At 69.3% G+C, this 18,398-nt stretch carries 17 protein-coding genes and 1 pseudogene; 5 read left to right on the top strand and 13 right to left on the bottom strand.

Translation table 11 applies throughout. The features are described 5' to 3' along the window. Positions 1 to 334 precede the first annotated feature (334 nt). From E1285_RS47325 to E1285_RS13980, 3 genes and pseudogenes are all read right to left on the bottom strand, one after another. Positions 335 to 1,030 (bottom strand): hypothetical protein, encoded by a 696-nt coding sequence (locus E1285_RS47325; protein WP_132151946.1) that lies wholly within the window; start codon positions 1,028 to 1,030, stop codon positions 335 to 337. 112 nt (positions 1,031 to 1,142) lie between these two features. Further along, positions 1,143 to 1,259 (bottom strand): annotated as a pseudogene (locus E1285_RS47320) (MerR family DNA-binding transcriptional regulator); the annotation flags it as partial. Between the two features lie 57 nt (positions 1,260 to 1,316). Then, complete coding sequence (locus E1285_RS13980; protein WP_132151944.1) at positions 1,317 to 3,002, bottom strand: hypothetical protein; 1,686 nt, start codon at positions 3,000 to 3,002, stop codon at positions 1,317 to 1,319. A 647-nt stretch (positions 3,003 to 3,649) separates the two neighbouring features. On the opposite strand from E1285_RS13980, the gene E1285_RS13975 reads away from it, so the two are divergent. Continuing rightward, positions 3,650 to 4,384, top strand: coding sequence for a hypothetical protein (locus E1285_RS13975; protein ID WP_132151942.1), 735 nt, complete (start codon positions 3,650 to 3,652; stop codon positions 4,382 to 4,384). Positions 4,385 to 4,405: 21 nt separating this feature from the next. After that, entirely contained in the window at positions 4,406 to 5,644 is a 1,239-nt protein-coding gene (locus E1285_RS13970) for a PQQ-like beta-propeller repeat protein (protein WP_132151940.1), read from the top strand. A gap of 126 nt (positions 5,645 to 5,770) precedes the next feature. Here E1285_RS13970 and E1285_RS13965 read toward each other — a convergent pair whose 3' ends face one another. The 4 genes from E1285_RS13965 to E1285_RS13955 form a co-directional block, all read right to left on the bottom strand. Beyond that, positions 5,771 to 6,619, bottom strand: coding sequence for an SAM-dependent methyltransferase (locus E1285_RS13965; RefSeq protein WP_243722765.1), 849 nt, complete (start codon positions 6,617 to 6,619; stop codon positions 5,771 to 5,773). A 301-nt stretch (positions 6,620 to 6,920) separates the two neighbouring features. Next, positions 6,921 to 8,642, bottom strand: a complete 1,722-nt coding sequence (locus E1285_RS13960; RefSeq protein ID WP_132151938.1) for a BCCT family transporter — start codon at positions 8,640 to 8,642, stop codon at positions 6,921 to 6,923. Positions 8,643 to 9,023: 381 nt separating this feature from the next. Further along, a complete protein-coding gene (locus E1285_RS45580) occupies positions 9,024 to 9,344 on the bottom strand; it encodes a hypothetical protein (protein WP_165966605.1) in 321 nt (106 codons plus the stop codon). Between the two features lie 4 nt (positions 9,345 to 9,348). Next, positions 9,349 to 9,654, bottom strand: coding sequence for a putative glycolipid-binding domain-containing protein (locus E1285_RS13955; protein ID WP_207946584.1), 306 nt, complete (start codon positions 9,652 to 9,654; stop codon positions 9,349 to 9,351). Between the two features lie 152 nt (positions 9,655 to 9,806). On the opposite strand from E1285_RS13955, the gene E1285_RS13950 reads away from it, so the two are divergent. After that, positions 9,807 to 11,267, top strand: coding sequence for a sigma-70 family RNA polymerase sigma factor (locus E1285_RS13950; RefSeq protein ID WP_207946583.1), 1,461 nt, complete (start codon positions 9,807 to 9,809; stop codon positions 11,265 to 11,267). Here E1285_RS13950 and E1285_RS13945 read toward each other — a convergent pair whose 3' ends face one another. Next, positions 11,268 to 12,038 (bottom strand): CAP domain-containing protein, encoded by a 771-nt coding sequence (locus E1285_RS13945; protein WP_132151934.1) that lies wholly within the window; start codon positions 12,036 to 12,038, stop codon positions 11,268 to 11,270. It lies immediately after the preceding gene. Between the two features lie 241 nt (positions 12,039 to 12,279). Here E1285_RS13945 and E1285_RS13940 point away from each other — a divergent pair, with 241 nt between their 5' ends. Then, entirely contained in the window at positions 12,280 to 12,726 is a 447-nt protein-coding gene (locus E1285_RS13940) for a PPOX class F420-dependent oxidoreductase (RefSeq protein ID WP_132151932.1), read from the top strand. Here the strand turns inward: E1285_RS13940 and E1285_RS13935 are convergent. After that, positions 12,717 to 13,223 (bottom strand): NUDIX domain-containing protein, encoded by a 507-nt coding sequence (locus tag E1285_RS13935; protein WP_165966607.1) that lies wholly within the window; start codon positions 13,221 to 13,223, stop codon positions 12,717 to 12,719. The two genes, E1285_RS13940 and E1285_RS13935, sit on opposite strands and share 10 nt — an antisense overlap. A gap of 126 nt (positions 13,224 to 13,349) precedes the next feature. On the opposite strand from E1285_RS13935, the gene E1285_RS13930 reads away from it, so the two are divergent. Then, positions 13,350 to 13,646 carry a PGPGW domain-containing protein gene (locus E1285_RS13930; RefSeq protein WP_132151930.1) on the top strand — a complete coding sequence of 99 codons (297 nt, stop codon included), beginning with the start codon at positions 13,350 to 13,352 and terminating at the stop codon, positions 13,644 to 13,646. A 45-nt stretch (positions 13,647 to 13,691) separates the two neighbouring features. Here E1285_RS13930 and E1285_RS46605 read toward each other — a convergent pair whose 3' ends face one another. The 4 genes from E1285_RS46605 to E1285_RS13915 all read right to left on the bottom strand — a co-directional run bounded on the left by E1285_RS46605 (position 13,692) and on the right by E1285_RS13915 (position 18,397). Further along, a complete protein-coding gene (locus tag E1285_RS46605) occupies positions 13,692 to 14,201 on the bottom strand; it encodes a hypothetical protein (protein WP_207946582.1) in 510 nt (169 codons plus the stop codon). Continuing rightward, the gene (locus E1285_RS13925) at positions 14,174 to 16,537 is read right to left on the bottom strand and encodes a DUF262 domain-containing protein (protein WP_207946581.1); all 2,364 of its coding nucleotides are present in this window, start codon (positions 16,535 to 16,537) and stop codon (positions 14,174 to 14,176) included. Before E1285_RS13925 ends, E1285_RS46605 begins: the two co-directional genes overlap by 28 nt. Before the next feature lie 86 nt (positions 16,538 to 16,623). Then, entirely contained in the window at positions 16,624 to 16,881 is a 258-nt protein-coding gene (locus tag E1285_RS13920) for a hypothetical protein (protein WP_132151928.1), read from the bottom strand. Between the two features lie 124 nt (positions 16,882 to 17,005). Then, positions 17,006 to 18,397, bottom strand: coding sequence for a serine/threonine-protein kinase (locus E1285_RS13915; RefSeq protein ID WP_132151926.1), 1,392 nt, complete (start codon positions 18,395 to 18,397; stop codon positions 17,006 to 17,008). Position 18,398: the final 1 nt, after the last annotated feature.

Raw genomic sequence — 18,398 nt, 5'->3', positions numbered from 1 at the left:
CACCGGGGCTGGAGGTCCTCAAAGTCCTCGAGGACTCCCAAAGGCCGCATCTGGATCGGCACCTACGACGGAGGACGAGGCGCCGGAGTCGGCTGCTGGGACGGGTCGGGATGGCGGCGGTTCACCAGGCGCGACGGTCTGGCGGGCGACGTGTCTATTCGATGTTCGAAGACCCGGAAGGGCGGATGTGGTTCGGCACGACCGAGGGCGGTCTCGATCCGCGACGGCGAGGTATGGCGCACGCTGACCACCCGCGATGGCCTGGCAGGCAACGAGGTCTACGCGATGTTCATCGACAAGGACAAGACCATGTGGTTCGGCACCGGGAAAGGTGTCAGCCGGTTTGATGGAAAGGACTGGACAGTTTGTGCGTCAGCGCCGGCTTGCCTGCTTGAGCGTCGTTCCACGTGCCGTGTCCGGCTGAGGGGCGCTGCCGGTTTCGGAGTCGAGCACCGGGGACGGGTCGTCGGCGAAGAAGCGGATCGTCCGTACCTTGACCCGTCCGCCCAGGGGACGCGGCGCAGTGATCGGCTCCTTCAGCTCCACCACCGCGTTCGTCTGGATTCGCAGCTCGTCCTCCGACAGGACATGCGGCCGAGTGACACACGACGCGATGATCGACCGAATCCGGTGGAACACCATGTCGGCGGCGCGCCACGAACAAGCCCAGGCTGACCATTCCCCGCAGATCGAAGCCCATGATCCTGCGCACCGGATCGGGCACCAGCTCGCCGACCCCGCGAAAGGCGGCCGGCCACCCGGCGCCGTCCCGCCGCTTCTGCCGGACCAGCCGGCACGCGACGACCGATTCCAGCAGAAGAGCCGCCGCAACGACCGCCTCCCTCTCGTCCAGCCACTCACCCTCCGAACCGTGCGTGAGAATGAGTTCCGCCATCTCCACCGACAACAACCCGGCGAGGTCTTCGGCGATCTCGGCGACACGCGGGTCGTCGGGCCGCGCCTCCGCGATCTCATCCAGTCGCGAATAGATTCTGGTGTCCCGCGCCATCGCCATGAGCGGACGCAGCATCTCCACGAACGTGTCGCGTCCACCAGGCCCGGCCGCAGTGTCGACCAGTGCCGGCATCTCCGAGTCGAGCTCGGCGAACCGCGACCCCGATGGAAGCCCCCGCAGGACCTCCGTACTCCCGGTACCCGTTCGCGAGCCGTACCGGTTCGGGCAACAGCCCCAGGTGGTGGTAGTGCCGCACGGTCCGGGTCGACACCCCGACCAGCGCGGCGAGTTCACCGATTCGCATACCCCCATTACAAACGTTGACGCAACGTCAAGGTCAAACCCTCGCCGCGCCGACCGGTCAGTTGGTCGACCTGACCGGGAGGTGCGGGCCGAGATAGCCGATGTAGACCTTCCCGGTGTTCTTGACGTCGTCGAAGTAGTGCATCCGGGGGGCGCTCATTCCGGCGCCGCCGCCGAGCCTGATGTGCGCCCACATGTGAACCTCGCCGGACGGGTCCACGTCCTCCGGCACCGGCAGCATTCGCCGGCGGCTCATCTTCGCGTTGCCCTTCACGGTTTCCGACTCGTCGGCGGCGACCTTGCCGGCACTGATGGCGCGGCCCGCCGCCGGCGGCTCCTTGCACCAGGCGAAGAAGCCGCCGCCGAACCGGCCGTCGGCGCTCGCCGCCGCGTAGTCGTCCATGGCGAGGAGGGCCTGCCACGCGGTCTGCGCCCACGACGAGGCGCTCGGCATCATGTCCAGTTCCAAGGGGTGGTCGATGTCGCCGGTGAAGACGATCCGCTCCAGCTCGGCGATACGGTCCACGACCTCGGCCGCGGACGTGGGCAGGAGGGTCTGCTCATCCGGGGGCGTGTGGCCGTCGGTCTGATGTCCTGCTTGGACGAGTCGATGCCGCAAAGCCCGCACCTGGGCCTGAAGGTACTCGGCGCGCTGGTTGGCGGCGTCGAACTCGACGCTGAGGGCGGCCAGTTCGTCATTGCGCCGAGCGAGGCGTCTCTCGGTCTCCTCCGCCTCGGTGACCAGCTCCAGGGCCGCATCCAGATTCCCCTTGATCCTGCTGACCTCCTTGAAGAGCGTGTCGGCGGCCTCCTGGACGCCCGCCGATGGAACGCCGCCGGCGGGGTCCGCGGGAGGCCGCTCGGCGAGGAGCGCTCTGCTGAGGCCGGTGAGGGGACGGGGCAGCAGCGCTTCCGCGCTCAGCCTCCGTGGAAGTCCGGAGAGCAACGCCTTGGCGCGTGCCTCGTTGTCCTCGATCTGCGACGCGGTCAGCACCCTGTGGCGGAGCGCATCCCGGTCGCTCGCGGGATCCACGTCCGGGAGGTAGGTGCGCACCGCCCCGGCCCACACCCTGTGGGACTCGCCGATCTCGGAGTTGAACTGGTTCGTGGCGGGTGGATCGAGCAGGTAGAGGCTCGCCAGACCGGTGGCGGTCCACGTGGTCCGGTCGATGCTCTCGCGCCAGTCCCCGAACTCGCGCCTGACATGGGCGCTCGCGACGATCACCGGCATCCGGCGGTCCGGATCGCACAGGACGTCGATCAGCGCCTCGACGTCGGGAGGCCGCACCAGGACCGGCCTCTCCCGCAACTCGGCGAGAGAGTCACGCGCGTCCACCGCGCCGAGGAGCGCCCTGGCGAGGCGGGGAACACCCGGTCTGCGCCCCTTGCGCGAATCCTGCTCGTCGGACGGTGCGCCGAGGAACTCGACGTCCAGCCAGAACCAGCTGCGAGCACGATCACGCACCCGTCCCGCCGCGTGGACGGTCAAGGTCGACACCCAGGAACCGTCCTGCTCGGGCTCGCGGAGTTGCCACCGCTTCGTCTGCGTGCCGTCGGCCGAGTTCCGTGCCAGCACGAGAAGCAGCTCACCCTCAGGACCGACCCGCGGAACTCCCTTGTCGAACGCCTTCTGATCGAGGTTCTTCTGACCCAGCCAGCCGCGCAACTGCTGCTCCGCGGCGGAGAATGCCTCGTCGGCGGGCAGCTCGGTATGAAAGACGGTCCGGTAACGCTCCTCGGCCATGCCCACATCCTTCGATTCCGGCCCGCCGTGCAATGGAGAACTGGATGCGGGGAGCCGATGCGGCGAGCCGGTGAAGTAGAGGATTCCCGGCGCCCACCTCGATCACCACGAGCGCCACTGGCCGGAATGTGCCATCCAGCTGGTCGAGGCTGCCGCCGGCGAGGCCGCACCCGGCAACGAAGAAGGCCCCGTGGCCACAACGCAGACGGGAAGCGCTCGCACGTGAGCAGGACCGCTCGAACCGATCTCGTGACCCGTCGGCCGGCGCGGAGGGGACCCCGTCCGAGGCCCTGTCTGATCGGTGCACAAGCGGACGGTTTGCGAAGTTGCGGCGACGCCGCGAGACACATTCCCGGACCTCCTTCGTACTTCTACGAGCAGCACAAGCGGCACCTCGCTCACCGTCTCGTTGTCCATTTCTGGACATGGGTCGGCAGGGTTGCGGTGCGGTTTGTGATCCTTTTGCAGGTATCCTCGGTGAGGAGATGTCCGGCGTTTGCGGGGCGGCCGGTGGTCCCAGGGATGAATTGCGGGTGACCGGATTCATCGATGGTGCTGGATAGGGGGACTTCTTGCGGATTCGGCGGCGTGGCGGGCAAGGGGAAGGAGAGCGCTCGTCCAAAATTCTTGCCACAGGTGCAGTCAGTGTGGTGATCGCTCTTTTTCTGACGGCCATGTTCGCTCCGGTCGGCAATAAGGTGACCCAGGCGGTGGGGCGGTTGTTCGGGGACGAGCCGAAGGTCGAAATCACGGCGTCGGCCATCAATAGTCCCTGCGATCAGCGTTGGGGTGTCCCCCGTAGCGGTGGCTACCGTCCTCCGGCGCAGGACAGCGGCGAGGCCCTGGCCTTGATGAGGGATCAGACCGCGTTCGGCAAATGGGCCGGCGACCACGACGCCGCCGCGATGGACGGACTCGACATCGACATCTTCGCGGCCGGGCCGCGGGACCAGACCGCGGTGCTGACCGATGTCCGTATCAAGGTGATCGAGCGCAAGCCGGCGATCCCGATGGAACCGCTGCGCTTGCCGTGCGGGGGACCGGGAGAGTTCTCCTGGTTCGAGGTGCCGTTGGACGTGCTGCCCATCGGGCGAGCGGTGTCCGCCCGTGAGATCTACCGGAGGTGGCCGCAATCGGCGGTCGCCGCGCCGAATTCCAAGACGCGTCCCGCTGAGCACGCGAGAGCCGAGAAGGTCCGGCGCCTGTCGTTGCCAATGAGCCTGACGCAATCGGATCCCGAAGCCCTGCGCATCACAGGCAAGCCCGGCTCCACTGACGTTCGCTGGCAGATCGAGCTGGTATGGACGATCCCGGGCAAGGAACAAAAGAATTCGGTCGTGGACTGGGATGGCAGACCTTTTCGCACAGCAGGCACCGTTTAGGCCTCCCGAAGGGAACGCGCTGTGAAGCAGACGTCAAGGCGGCTCTTCCTCGCTTCGGCCTGTCTCGCGGCCGTGGGGGCCGGTTGGGCGGGGCGCCGCTTGCTCGACGGCGGCGACGACAGCGAGCCTCCCGTGGTCTTCACACCCGTGCCCACGGCCGGTTCGGGTCATTGGCCGCTGGCCGCCCCCGGCAACGCCTGGTCGGGTTGGAGCCGGGACGCACGGACCCTCTACATGGCCGACAACCAGGGGGTCGTGCACGGGATCGGACTCGCCGTGCCGCGTCCGGTCTGGCGTTCGGACACGCAGGGCATGATCCAGTCGCCGCTCGTCCTGGCCCCGGGACTCGTCATCACCGCAGTGAGCAATGGCGAGCCTGGTCAACCGGGCGGGACGAGTTCGGTCGTCGCGCTGACCGCGACCACTGGGGCTGTGGCCTGGCGGCGCGATTTCGACGGTTTCAGCATCAGTACTCCAGTGCTCACCGATGGGCGTCTTTACTGCTCGGGTGCTCAGCACCTGACCGTCCTCGACCCCGCGACCGGCCGCACGATCTGGAGCGTCCCGCAGAAGGCGCTCACCGAGGTGGTCGGCGTTGGCGGTGGAATGGTTTTCGCTGCGATCGAGCAACGCATTGCGGCGCACGATGCCCGGGACGGGCGCGTGCGCTGGACAGTGCAGCTGGGCAGGAATCCGTCGTCCCAATATACAAAGGTGGGCCGCTACCTCTACGCGGGGAAAACGTCCGTGGACGGTTCTCACACGCTGCTGGCGCTGGACCTGGCTTCCGGACGGCAGGTCTGGGCGGCACGCGCCGGGACGGACAATCTGCTTTTCACAAAGGACTTGCTCGTTTTCGAGGACCGCGGCGAGATCCACGCCCTCGACAGGAACACCGGAGACTCCGCCTGGAGGGTGAAGGGATCTTTTCCCGGCCTCGCAGGCGACCTCCTTTACCACCGCGACCCCCTTGCCGAGGACGAATTCGGGGTGCACGCCTGCAGCCCGGCAACGGGAAAGAAGGTCTGGTCCCGGGAACTACCGAAGATCGAGCTGTTCGCCGCCCACCCCGACGCCGTGCTGGTCTCGGGTTCGACAAGTCCCGATGCGCCGAGAGTATGGGCTCTGAATTCCGGAACCGGCGCCGATCTGTGGTCACTGCCTATCGGAGCCGTTTCCATGACGATGGCCGCAGGGCGGGCTTTCATCGCGGATGCCGAGCAGACGGTCGTCGTCCAGCAAGGCCGCCTCGTCGGCTGACGGTGTCCGCTCAGGACGCGATGCTCCCCGCGCACGCAGACGCTGTGACGGTCACCGGGTGCGGCTCGCGCGGGGCCGCGGACACCGCCATCGGCGGGCAAGCGCGCGGCGCGCGCGGCGCGCGGGTCAGGCGGGTTTGATCGCCACGCCGCCGAAGGCTCCCGCCTGGGACGCCTTCAGTGCGGCGTCGTCAGGGTTGCCGTCGGGACGCCAGTCGGTGACCGGGACGACGCCGGGGTCGAGCAGGTCCCAGCCGGTGAAGAACTCCGTGACCCGGTCCCGGGAGCGCGGCGTGAGGCCCACTCCGGCGCCGCTGTAGGCGCGCACCACGGCCTGGGACTCGTCCGAGTCGTCCACCAGATCCGTGGTGGCGTGCGAGAAGATCATCACGCTGCGCGGCGGCATGACCGCCTTGTAGCGCTCCAGGACGCCGCCCGGGTCGTCCCCGTCGGGGACGAAATGCAGCAGCGCGACGGTGAGCAGCGCCACCGGCTGCGTGAAGTCGATGAGCTCGGCCGTCTCGGGCGCGGACAGGATCCGGCCGTGGTCGCGGAAATCGGCGTCCAGGTAGGCGGTGCGGCCTTCGGGCGTGCTGCTGAGCAGGGCCCGCGCGTGCGTCAGGACGATGGGATCGTTGTCGACGTAGACGATGCGGGATTCGGGGGCCACCGACTGGGCGGCCTCGTGGGTGTTGCCGGCCGCCGGGATGCCCGTGCCGATGTCGACGTACTGGCGGATGCCGAGCCCGGCCGCGAACCGTACCGCCCGCCCCAGGAAACGACGGTTGGCGCGGGCGCCCGGGGCCACGTCGGGGAAGATCTCCAGTACCTTGGCGGCGGCTTCACGGTCGGCCGCGAAGTTGTCCTTGCCGCCGAGGTAGAAGTCGTACATGCGCGCCGAATGCGGCACATCGGTTCGCAGGTCCACGGACGGCGCGTGGTCGCCCGGCCACTCCGAACCGGAAGCGTCCTCCACCACTAGAACCCCAATTCAATACGCATCCCCGGAGATATCCTCCGTTTCACCGCATGCTATCCCGATCCGGCCTTGTCCCGTGGGCGGACGGCCGGACGTCCGGGGTACCGGAATGGCCGGGAGCGTCCGGGCCGGGCGTGGCTCGCGAGGCACCGGCGAGCCGCCGTCCACCTGGCCCGCGCAGGTGGACGGCGGCGCGCGGCGGCAGAGGTCCGCCGCGGCTGCGGGACGCCCGGCTGCCGCACCCTTCACGGTGTCGCCGACGTCCTCGCCGCCTACACCGGACGTCCCGGGAGCGGCGTCACCGGCTGGTCAGCTCCTCTGGAGGCGGCTTCGATTCGGCCGGCGGCTCGGACCGCTGCCGCATCTTTGCGAGCTGTGCGGCGTACGCGGCGTGCGACTCCCGTTTCAGCCCGATGGCGAGGCTGAACATCATGAGGAACGACATGATGAAGATCGGAAGTCCGATCACCGTGATGACCTGTTGCAAGGCGTTCAGGGCCTCGTCGCCGCCGAGCACGATCAGCGAGGCGGCCAGGGCGCCCTCGGACACCCCCCAGAAGACCCGCTGCCGAACCGGCCCGGCGTCCCCCTTGCCGACGCAGAGCATGTCCACGACCAGCGACGCCGAGTCCGAGGACGTCGCGAAGAACAGCGCCACCACAACGACCGCAAGGCCCTGGATCAGGGTCACCGCCGGGTAGTTCGAGAAGAACTCGAACATCGCCAGCGGGATCTGCTCCTCGGTGACGACCTCACGGGTCAGCTCACCGCCGCCACCGCCGATACCGTCGATCTGCATGGCCGACCAGCCGAAGATGACGAACCAGACCAGGGTGAACAGCGACGGCGCGACCAGGACGCCCCCGACGAACTGGCGGATCGTGCGGCCCTTGGAGATGCGCGCCAGGAACACTCCCATGAACGGCGCCCAGGTGACCGTCCAGGCCCAGTAGAAGACGGTCCAGTCGCCCTGCCAGCCCCAGCCGCCGTCCTTGGTGTAACCGGCCAGCGAGTCGTTCCACAGGGACATCCCGACGATGCTCTCCAGGTACCGTCCCGTGCTCTCGAAGATCTGCCGGAACAGGAAGACCAGCTCACCGCCGGTGAAGAGGACGAAGAGCATCAGTCCGACGGCCATCAGGATGTTGAGGTTCGACAGCCGCTTCACGCCCTTGTCGAGGCCGACGACGATGGAGCTGACCGCGACGACGGTCAGCACGGTGATCACCAGCACCCGGGTTCCGACGCTGTCCGGCAGCGGCGTCAGAGCCTCGAGACCCGCCGCGACCTGCGATGTGCCCAGCCCCAGCGATACCGCCAGGCCGAACAGGGTGCCCAGGACGGCGAAGATGTCGATCGTCTTCCCGATCGGGCCGTGGATGCGCTCCTTCAGTATCGGGTAGAACACCGAACTGACCCGCATGGGCAGGTTGTACCGGTAGATGAAGAAGCCGAACGCGAGACCGGGCAGGGTGAAGATCGCCCAGGTGTGCAGGCTCAGATGGTAGAGGGAGAAGTTCATGGCCTCCTTGGAGGCCTCGACCGAGTGCGGCTCCACCCCGGCGATCGGCGGGTTGGCGAAGTGCGTGATCGGCTCGGCGACGCCCCAGAACATGAGGACGGTGCCGATACCGCCGGCGAAGAGCATCGCGAACCAGGAGAGGTTCCCGTACGCGGGACGGGCGTCGTCACCGCCGAGCCGGAGGTTGCCGTACCGGCTGAACGCCACCCATGCGAGGAAGACCAGCCAGGTGGTCACGCCGAGGATGAAGAACCAGCCCAGGTTGGTGACGATCCAGTCCCGGCCGGCCGTGAAGACGTCGTTGATCTGGCTGGGCAGCAGCAGCATCAGGAGCAGGAACAGCACCATCAGCCCGGCCGAGGTGAAGAAGATGGTGGGGTCCGTCCGCAGGCCGAGCTTGCGGGCCGCCCCGTCGAGCGGGCCTCCCCTCGCATGCGACGGGGCGGTGTCTTTCAGGTCGCCTCCGGATTCGGTACCACCGGTCGGGGGTTCCGCCATAACCAGGCCTTTCTTACGGCATGAACAGGGAGCTTTGCGGCGCGATGAGATAATGAAACCGATGCTTTAATGTGACATGGCATGCGGTTTGAGTCCGGGGGCGGCGGGCTCGTCCTTTCCGTGAGAAATGCTTTCGAGTTCGGAGGATAGATCTTGTCCCAGATGATGTCCACGCCACTTGAGGCCCAATTTCGAGTGGATGCCGCGGTCGGATGCGCCCCGGCATGTCACGTCGGCGGATGAACCGGCACGAAGCCGGCTCGGCGGCCATGGCCGTCCGGCATCGGAAAGGCCGACCTGGCCGGCGCGTCGTCGGCCACCTGGCGCCGTACCCGTCCGAACGTGGCAGCGAGTGGGCTCTGTTTCCCGCCGCAGTCAGGCTTAGCAGGCCATTGCGGAGGCGAACTCGGGTTCGGTGAGATAGCCGACCCGTGAATAGCCGTCGTTGCGAGCGGCGTTGAGCGTGCGTTCGTCCAGATAGCCGAGGGGCTGGGCGGAGAAGCCGCGCGCGCCCTCCCCGAATCCGAGGGCGGCGTCGGTGCTGAAGATTCCGAATCCGAAGAAGACGGTGAGGAGATCGGGCTGGCGTTGCCGGGTCCCGGCGACCTCAAGCGGTGCGGACGGCGATGCCCGGGTAGTCGAGGACGAGTCCGGATTCGTCGAAGACCAGGCGGCACGAGAAGTCGAAAGCGGGCGAGACATAGTCCTAGCGCCGGCGGCTGTCCTCGCCGTCGACGCGCCAGTGTCCGGCGCCGTCGGCCTCCAGCACGAGCCGGTGGGAGCCGGCGGCGGCGCGGCCGGTGATCTGGACGTTGCGCGTGGTCCAGGCGGCGTCCAGGGTGATGAGATACGTGACGATCCAGCTCTGGCCCTCCTCGACGGCGGTGGTGCCGCCCTCGATGCGATGGCCGTCGTCGCCGGGCTGAAAATAGGCGACCTCGAAGCCGTCCCGTGCTGCCAGGTGCCGCCAGGCGGCTGTACTCGGTGGCGCTTTGACCGGTATGAGGCCCACTCTCGCACGCCCATACGATGATCCTGCGCGCACCGCGGGGCGGACGGGAGGGCCGGGATCCGAGGAGAATTGGCCGGGTTCTTGTTATCTGCGGTGTTCTGGGACGTCTCCAGAAGGATCAGCGGTGAGTCTCTGGAGGACGAGGAATGCGTGTGGGCACGGATGTGGACCGGCTGGTCCGGGCGGCTCAGGAGGGGGACGACGACGCCCGCGAGCAGCTGGTCGCCGAGCATCTGCCGCTGCTCTACAACGTGGTCGGCTGGGCGCTCGGCGGCCACGCCGACGTGGACGACGTCGTCCAGGAGTCGGTGCTGCGGGCGCTCGGCGGGCTGAGCGGGCTGCGGGAGCCGGCGCGGTTCCGGTCCTGGCTCATCTCGATCGCCATGAACCAGGTGCGCCGCCGCTGGAGGTCGCAGCGCGGCAGGACCCCGATGGACCCGGAGGACCTGGCCCGGGTCGCGGGCGCCGAGGCCGACTTCGCCGAGACGGCCGTCCTGCGGCTGGAACTGTCGGAGCAGCGCCGGGAGATCGCCGAGGCGACGCGGTGGCTCGACCCGGACGAGCGTGAACTGCTCGGGCTGTGGTGGCTGGAGGCGTCCGGGCATCTCACCCGCAAGGAGCTGGCGGACGGGCTGGGGCTGTCGGCCCCGCACGCGGCCGTCCGCGTGCAGCGGATGAAGAAGCAGCTGGCGACGTGCCGGGGCGTCGTCCGCGTGGTGAGCGGCCGGCGATGCGACGCGCTCGACGCGGTGCTCGTCGGCTGGGACGCACGCCCGTCGCCGCTGTGGCGCAAGCGGATCGCCAAGCACATCCGGTCGTGCCGGCCCTGCGCCGCCCGCCAGCGGGACCTGGCGCCGCCCGAGGCGCTGCTGGCGGGGCTGGTGATGGTGCCGTTCCCCGCCGAGCATCCGCTCCACGCCGCGCTGACCGGCGCGGACGCCGCGGTGAGCGCGGGCCAGGGGCTCGGGCTGTCCGGAGGTGCCGGTCAGGCGGGCGCGCTGTCCGGAGGTAAGGGCGGCGGGCTGTCCGGCGCGGCCCCCTGGGTGGCGGGGACGGCGGCGGTGGGCGTCGCCGCCGCCGCGATCTTCTGGGGGGTGCGGGACGCGCCGCCGGACGCGGCGCCTCCCGTCCGCGACCCCGTGGCGCCCGTCCAGCGGACGCCGCCGCACACGCCCCCGCCCGACAAGGCGGACAAGGACCGGGTCGAACGTCCCACTCGCGCGGCCGCGCCGACGACCGAGCAGCAGGTCGTCAGGCTGGTCAACGCCGAGCGGGCCAGGGCGGGGTGCCGTCCGCTGCGCGTGTCGCCGGCCCTGCACCGGGCGGCGCAGCGCCACTCCGCCGACATGGCGGCGCGCCGCGCCCTCGACCACCGCGGTTCCGGCGGCAGCGGCCCGGGGGACCGGATCACCGCCGCCGGATTCCGCTGGAGCGGGTGGGCGGAGAACATCGCCCAGGGCCAGACCGCCCCGCCCGCCGTCGTGGACGGCTGGATGAACAGCTCCGGGCACCGCGCCAACATCCTGAACTGCCGGTTCACGATGGTCGGGATCGGGGTCGTCCGCGGCGCCGGGGGGCCTTGGTGGACGCAGGTGTTCGCGACGCCCCGGTGATCAGCGGGCCGTGCCGAAGACCTGCGTCCAGTACGGGCCGCCCGACTTCACCACACCGATGCCGATCTCGGCGAAGGCGCAGTTCAGGATGTTGGCCCGGTGCCCGGAGCTGTTCATCCAGGACTTCATCACGCTCGCGGGGGTCGGCTGCCCCTTGGCGATGTTCTCGCCGTAGGTGGACCAGCGGTAACCGGTGGCGGTGACCCGGGCGCCGGGGTCCTTGCCGTCGGGGTTGGTGTGGCTGAAGAACCCCCGCCTCGCCATGTCGGCGGAGTGGCCCCGCGCCGCCTTCGCCAGCTTGGCGTCGGAGGTCACGGCACGGCATCCCTGCTTGGCGCGCTCCTTGTTCACCAGCGCGATGACCTGCGCGGCGGCGCCTCCGCCCGCCGGCGCGGCCGGTGCCTTGGACCGGGCGGGCCGGGGCTTGGCGGGCTTGGCCGGACGGGTCGTGCGAGGAGCCCGCGTGCGCGGCTTCGCGGTCTTCCGGGGCCGTTCGCGGGTGCGCTTGGGACTGGCCGTCGCGGTGGGCGTCGGCGCCGCGGCGTCCGGGACGGCCGGCGGGGAGGCGGCGGGCGACGCCGAGGAGCCGCTCGCGGCCGGGGCGGCGCCGGAACCGCCCCCGAACGCGCCGCTCGCGGTACCGGCGACCCCGCCGATCACCAGCAGCCCCGCCGCGCCGGCGGCCGTCCACGCCGCCGCGCGCCCGGACACCGTCCGCTGCCGCCGCTTCGGGCCCGGCCCTCCGCTCCTGGGGGGATTGGGGTTGCCCATGGTGCTGCCACGTCCTCTCGTCGGGTGCCTGTGAATACGTTGCAGACCCCCGACAGGACGGGCGATAACAGAAAAAGATCAGATACTTCGGGATCCCGCCGCCCCGGCCTACACCGGGCGGGCCCGGGACCAGCCAGTGGGCCGTGGCCAACGGTGCCATCACTGCGCGCGGGCGCGTGGACCATGGCCTGCCGGCGGGGGCGCTTGACCTCAACCGCGCTTGGGATCCCATGCTTGGGTCATGAGCCTTACAGACAGCGAACGCGAATACCTCGGCACCCAGCGCCTCGGCCGCTTGGCCACCGTCGGCCCTGGGGGCGACCCCCAGAACAATCCCGTCGGATTCACCTACAACGCTGAGAACGGCACCATCGACATCCGCGGCTACGACCTCGCCAAGACCCGCAAGTTCCGCAACCTCCGCCACAACGACCAGGTCGCCTTCGTCGTGGACGACCTGGCCTCGGTCAAGCCGTGGCGCGTCCGCGGCATCGAGATCCGCGGACGCGCCGAAACCGTCGTCGAGGACGCCCCGCAGGACTCCCACTACACCGGCGCACTCATCCGCATCCACCCGAAAAGAGTCTTCACTTGGGGCATCGATTCAGCCGCCAGCGGCATGACCAAGCGCACGGTCTCGCAGACCGTGGCCACCGGAGGGGGAGCCCAGGAAAAGGGTCAGCCATAGAGAGATGTGAGAACCCTCTGGAGGCGCGGAGACATCTCGTCCGGCAGGTCGTCGAAGGCGTACCAGCGGGCCTCAAGGATCTCGGCGGTGTCGAGTTCGAGTCGCCCGCCCGTCACCCGGGCCTCGTAGTACGCCTCCACCCGGTGCTGGAACCCGCTGGCGACGCCGACGGGACGCCCGGTGACCTCCACCTCCAGTGACGTCTCCTCGCGGATCTCGCGGGCGACGCCGTCCTCCAGCCGTTCACCGGCGTTGATGTATCCGCCGGGCAGTCCCCACGCGCGATACGCGGGCCAGAGCCGGTGCCGCAGCAGCAGGACCCGGCCCTGATCGTCCCGGACGATCCCGCCCGCGTACACCAGGAACGTCTGGTGCCGCAGCCGGGCGAGCCGCCATTGCGCCCGCCCGCCGAGCCGCTTCCACAGCCGTTCGGCCATCCGGTGAACCAGCGTCCCGGGGCGCCCGCGCGGCCGGAGCGCGGCAGACCGGATCCTCATTGCCGAAATGCTAGCCGTCCCCGATCGGTGTGGCGCTGGCCACACCGGGGCCTGATCGGGATCTTTGGCGACGTTCCGAGTCGTCCCAAAGGGAAAGGCCGAACGAGCCCGGGGGGCGATGTGACCATGACCGGGTCGGAGCGAGCCGAGTCGGACGCGGAGGCGGCACCCGCGCCGGCGGGCCCTGCGCCCGTCCGGCTGCTGCGGAAGATCGCGGTCACGATCGTCGGGGTCGGTCTGATGGTGGCCGGCGTCGCGATGCTGGTACTGCCGGGGCCCGGGATCGTGTCGATCCTCGCCGGACTCGGACTGCTCGGCACCGAGTTCCCCCGGGCCCGCCGCCTCAGCCAGCGCCTGAACACCTACGCCCGCAGCGCCTGGCACTGGATCAGAACGAAAACGGCGCGAAACCGCGCTCCTTAGCGCGCGGTAGCGCCGCCCGGGCACCGCCGTCTGCCCGCGTCCTTCTCACGGTTGGTAGCCGGCCTCGGCCAGGCGGCTGCGGGCATTGGTCCGTTCGTCTTCGGTGAAGAGAAGGGCGAATCGCGGGTCGAGGGCGTGGGCTTCCACGGTGAGGTCCAGGCGGTCGCGTGCGTGAAGGGCGGTGAAGGCGTCCGAGACGGCCGGGGAGGTCAGGAGGCGTTTGGCGGCGCCTACGCCGCCGTGCTCGGTGACCATGCTCAGGAACGCGGAGGCGTTGTATTCGGCTTCGGTCTTGGTGCGGGCGTAAAGGAGCAGCATCGCGCTGTGGAATTCGGCGCCGAGATCCGCGTGGGCCGTTTCGGTGTCCTCTGGTTCTTCGTCCCGGGGGAGGGCGGCGCTCACCTGGTCGATGAACCAGTCGAGTGCTTCCAGGAATGGCTTGAGGCCGCCGCCGGAGAGCACGGCGATGGGGATGTTGGGACGCTTGGTGAGGCGGTCCTCAGAGATGTCGACACCGTCGATGCGGTTCAGGCGGCGGCGGAACTCCTCGCGCACGGCGTCGTCGTCGAATGGAGGGCGCTTCGCGAGGTGCTGGAAGACCACCTCGATCTTCGCGCTGCGCGGGTAGAAGACGACGGGCCAGATCCAGCCGTGGGCATCGGGGCGGTCGAGCCCGGGGATGCAGCTCGTCTCCGCCGTTCCGAAGTCGAGTTCGCCGCCCCGGCCGATCCAGTGCCGCAGGGCTTGGCCGACGAGGCCGGAGATATCGTCGCCGAGGGCGGAGAGCCGGTCCGCGAAGCGGTCCTCGGGGCTGTCACGGTCGTCGTCGGGATCTTCGGGCGCGTCCATGCCGACGAGCCTGGCGAGGTCCTTGGCGGTGAGCCGCTGGGGGGGGCGGCGGCGCCACCGGAGAAGGCCACGCCCTCGGTTTCGAGGACGTCGCGGGGTGTCGCGGCGCGATCGTCGGGCCAGCGGAACGACGATGACACCGTCCCCTCGGAGGTGAGGACGCGGTGGGCGTGCTCCAGGCCGGGCCGGGAGGCCATGTACGTTCCGACGCCGGCCGGGTTCGAGCCGATGACCGCGGCCAGGTCGCCGAAGGTCGTCCAGGAGCCGGAGGGGAGTTCGGCGAGCAGGCGCCGGAGCAGCACCCAGGTGCGGCGCTCGTCCTCGAGGTCGGACCCGCCGGGCAGCGGCGCCGGCCACAGGGACACGCAGCGTCCGGTCAGGCTCTCCGCGCGTTCCAGGATCATCGCCTTGCCCCAGCCCGGCGCGTCGGCGATCTCGCGGTTCATGCGCAGCGCGCTGGCGTCGAAGATCTCCTGCTTGCGGTGGAACGGGCTGTTGGAGAGCTTGGAGTTGTCCGCCGTCAATGTGAGGTTGCCGAGTGTGTGCAGCAGCTCCGCATGGAGCTCTGCGGGACCGTCCTCGTCGGTCACTTCAGCGGACAGGAGGTCCATCCATTCCTGCGTGACGGTCTGCGGCATCACGTGCTCGATCGTGAGCTTGGCCGCCGCGAAATCGACCGGCTCGCTTGATCCGTGGCTTTGCTCCAGCCGCTTGAGCACGAAGAAACGCTGGTTCGGGCGGCCGGACCAGTAGAACGGCCTCGTCCTGATGGCGGTGCGGAGCTGCTCGTCGGACGGCCAGTAGCGACGCTCCCCCGACAGGTAGCGGTGCACGGCATCGTCGATCGGCCGGTCCGTCTCCAGTTCCTTCGGGGCGCTGTTGAGGATCCGGTTGAGGTTGTTCGTCGGCATGCCGGCGATCATCCGGCGGACCAGGAAGCTCTCGACGTGGGACAGCCCGCGGGTGACCTCGGCCGCCGTGGCCCGCTCATGGTCGAGCAGGTCGAGCATGTGCAGGGCGATGGGGAAGGTGATCTGACCGCCCCACTCCTGCAGGCGCGTCAGGGCGGCACGGAGGTGCGCGTCCGGCTCCCGCGCCGGTTCGACCATCCGCATGAGCAGCCGGCCGCGCCGGTACAGCTCGGCGATCTCCCCTTCGAGGGCCGACTCGCCGCCCCGCTCGACGATCTCGCCGAGGCGGCGCTGCTGGGCGCGGTAGACCTCGCTCTGCTTGGCGCGGTAGTCGCCGCGGATCACGAGGTCGAGCCAGGCGAGCAGTTCGAGGTTGCCGGCGCCCAGCTCCTCCTGCATGGGCAGCCAGATCTTGGTGTAGACGCGTTCGCCGATCGTCGGCAGCAGCATGAAGACGTAGTTGCGGAGCAGGTCGGTCTGGCTGAGCTTGACGCCGGTGTTGTTGAGCGACTCGAAGATCCGGTAGACGTTGTCGCCCTGCTCGGCGGTGATCTCCACGACGGACAGTCGGCCGCGCAGGACGGTCTCCAGCCGCTTGAGCGCCGCCACGTCACCCTCGGGGTCGTAGTCGATCAGGGCCTGCTTGAAGAAGCGGTACGCGGCGCCGATGCCGTCCCTGCCTCCGGCCGTCGCCCCGCTCTCCATGCACGCGGTGAAGGCCTCCCGGTCGGCCTGGGTGGGCAGGAGCCGGAAGTGGTCGAGGCCCTCGCGGTACTCGTTGACCAGGTACTGCTTGTGAATCCGGTCGGCTTCACGGGGCGCGATCTCGCGGAACCGGTCGCGCAGTGCGCAACTCGCCAGCATCAGCGTCGTCAGGCGCTGCTGTCCGTCGACGACCAGCCACCGCTGGATGTCTCCAGCCGACATCACGCCCGGCGCCAGGACGACCGAGCCGATGAAGTGCGGTGTGCGGTCCTCTCCGGCCGCGATGATCTCCGCGTGTTCGAGCACGTCCGCCCACAGCCGCGCCCATTCCCGGTGCCCCCAGCTGTAGGTGCGCTGGTACAACGGGATCTGAAACTGCTTCTCACCCTCGATGAGCTTGAAGAAGGCGACCTCGTGAGCCTGCATTACAGACCTTCCGTTGTCAGTTATAGCGTGGATGTGCGTCAGTAGAGGCGGGTGATGGTTCCGCTCTTGCCCCAGGCAGCCTCGCATTATCGCCGGGTCAGTGTGGGGGCATCGATCCGGGTTCCCTCTCCCCATGATCGGTATGTGACGGAATAGAGCGAGCGCACGATGCTGGCCGGCTCGAGTTCGACCGCGAGTTCGATGTCGAGGCGCTGGGGCAGATGGTCCAGGCTGGTCACCAAGGTGTAGGTCAGCTTGGTGCCGTCGGCCGAATACTGGCTGTAGAAGGGGGCTCCCGGTCCCGCGGCGAGGGGCTCGAGGCGTGCTACGCCTCGATAGGTCACCGTCTTCGCCTCTGCCTTCCGTTCGAGTGACGTCGAGTGGCGCAGGAGTGCGAAGATATTGCCTGGGGAACTGACCCAGCGGGCCTCCCTGGCCAGCCATATGTGAGGGTCGAGGTCACGTCTCTCATTGACGCCCGGCTCGAGCTGGCAGTGCTGCGGAGTTTTCCCGAGATAGATGCATCTCCCGATGAGGAATACCTGTGCGGGTGCGGAGACGCCGGTAACGCCGTCTCCGTCGCGGCTGCGCACGGTCAGGTCGTAATTGGTGGTCTGCTCTGATTGATAGTCCAGCCAACCACGGGCGACGAAGGAATCGTCTCCTTGGGCTATCGCGCCAGTTGCGGAGAACGCGGCGGTCTTGTGGGAGGCGATCGCCTGATTGACGGCGGCTTCCACCGTGGTGGAGGTGGTGGGGGGGCGCAGATGGAGGCGGACTCGCCGTCCCAGGCGCTGCGGCTGCCCGTGATTCCTCGGGCCTTGGCTTGGCGGTCGATGACGTACCGGCGCCGAGATGGGATCTGACTGCCAGCGCCGCTGCGACGACGATGAGCATGACCGCTGCCGCCATGCTGACCAGGATGAGCCTGCGGCGAGTTGTGGGACGGCGTGTCGGTTCGGTTGGGAGCCTGAGCGTGGCGAACCGGATAGTGAGGGCATCGTCGTCCGCCATCGCCAGGGCGCGGCCTTGGGCGAGGGCCTCCGGAGCGGCGATGGGGCTTTGCGCGCGTTCCAGGAGGTGGAGAAGGATATCGCGGCTGCGGGGGCGCTTGGCGGCGTCCTTGTGCAGAGCCTGGGTGACGAGGTCGCGGAGCGGGCCGGCGAGGCCGCCGAGGTCTGGCTTGCCCTTCATGATGCGGTTCATGACGGCGGGGATCGTGTCCTGGCCGTAGGGCGGGCGGCCGTTCGCGGCGTAGGCGATGGTCGCGCCCCAGGCGAATACGTCGGCGGCGGGCCCCACCGTGTCGCCCGCGAGTTGTTCCGGGGCCATGTAGGAGGGTGTGCCTATCACGGAGCTCGTCGCGGTCACGGTGGCGTCCAGGGAGCGGGCCACGCCGAAGTCGATGACTCGGGGGCCGTCCGGGCCGACCAGGACGTTGCCCGGCTTGAAGTCGCGGTGCACTACGCCCGACTGGTGGATCGCGGCGAGCGCGGTCGCCGTGCCGATCGCGAGGCGGTAGAGCGAGGGGCCGCCTTGCGTGCCGTCCTCCTGGACGAGTTCGCGGAGGGATGGGCCGTCGATGAACTCGGTGACCACGTACTGCAGGCCGTCGTCCTCGCCGACCTGGAGGATCTCGGCTGTGCAGAAGGACGCGACCTTGCGGGCGGCCGAGATCTCCTTGAGGAACGCGTCACGGGAGCCGCCGCGGTCGTGCAGGACCTTCAGGGCGACTCGACGGCCGCCGTCGTTCTCGGCGAGGTAGACGACACCCTGGCCACCCTCGCCCAGCCGTCCCAGCAGCCGGTAGCCACCGAGCCTTTCGGGGTCGCGCGAGGTCAGTGGCTTGCTCGTCGTCATG

Origin of the sequence: Actinomadura sp. 7K507 (genome assembly GCF_004348425.1) — a bacterium.
GTDB lineage: Bacteria > Actinomycetota > Actinomycetes > Streptosporangiales > Streptosporangiaceae > Spirillospora.
Note: the sequence above shows the minus strand (reverse complement) of the source record. Positions and strands in the feature narration are given on the sequence as shown.

What these genes read in the sequence shown, in the direction of transcription:
- E1285_RS13960 (WP_132151938.1), bottom strand. Translation starts at nt 8,642, where the DNA reads ATGGCGGAACCCCCGACCGGTGGTACCGAATCCGGAGGCGACCTGAAA.
- E1285_RS13930 (WP_132151930.1), top strand. Translation starts at nt 13,350, where the DNA reads ATGACCGGGTCGGAGCGAGCCGAGTCGGACGCGGAGGCGGCACCCGCG.
- E1285_RS13915 (WP_132151926.1), bottom strand. Translation starts at nt 18,397, where the DNA reads ATGACGACGAGCAAGCCACTGACCTCGCGCGACCCCGAAAGGCTCGGT.
- E1285_RS45580 (WP_165966605.1), bottom strand. Translation starts at nt 9,344, where the DNA reads ATGTCTCGCCCGCTTTCGACTTCTCGTGCCGCCTGGTCTTCGACGAAT.
- E1285_RS47325 (WP_132151946.1), bottom strand. Translation starts at nt 1,030, where the DNA reads ATGCTGCGTCCGCTCATGGCGATGGCGCGGGACACCAGAATCTATTCG.
- E1285_RS13980 (WP_132151944.1), bottom strand. Translation starts at nt 3,002, where the DNA reads ATGGCCGAGGAGCGTTACCGGACCGTCTTTCATACCGAGCTGCCCGCC.
- E1285_RS13945 (WP_132151934.1), bottom strand. Translation starts at nt 12,038, where the DNA reads ATGGGCAACCCCAATCCCCCCAGGAGCGGAGGGCCGGGCCCGAAGCGG.
- E1285_RS13940 (WP_132151932.1), top strand. Translation starts at nt 12,280, where the DNA reads ATGAGCCTTACAGACAGCGAACGCGAATACCTCGGCACCCAGCGCCTC.
- E1285_RS13935 (WP_165966607.1), bottom strand. Translation starts at nt 13,223, where the DNA reads ATGAGGATCCGGTCTGCCGCGCTCCGGCCGCGCGGGCGCCCCGGGACG.
- E1285_RS13925 (WP_207946581.1), bottom strand. Translation starts at nt 16,537, where the DNA reads ATGCAGGCTCACGAGGTCGCCTTCTTCAAGCTCATCGAGGGTGAGAAG.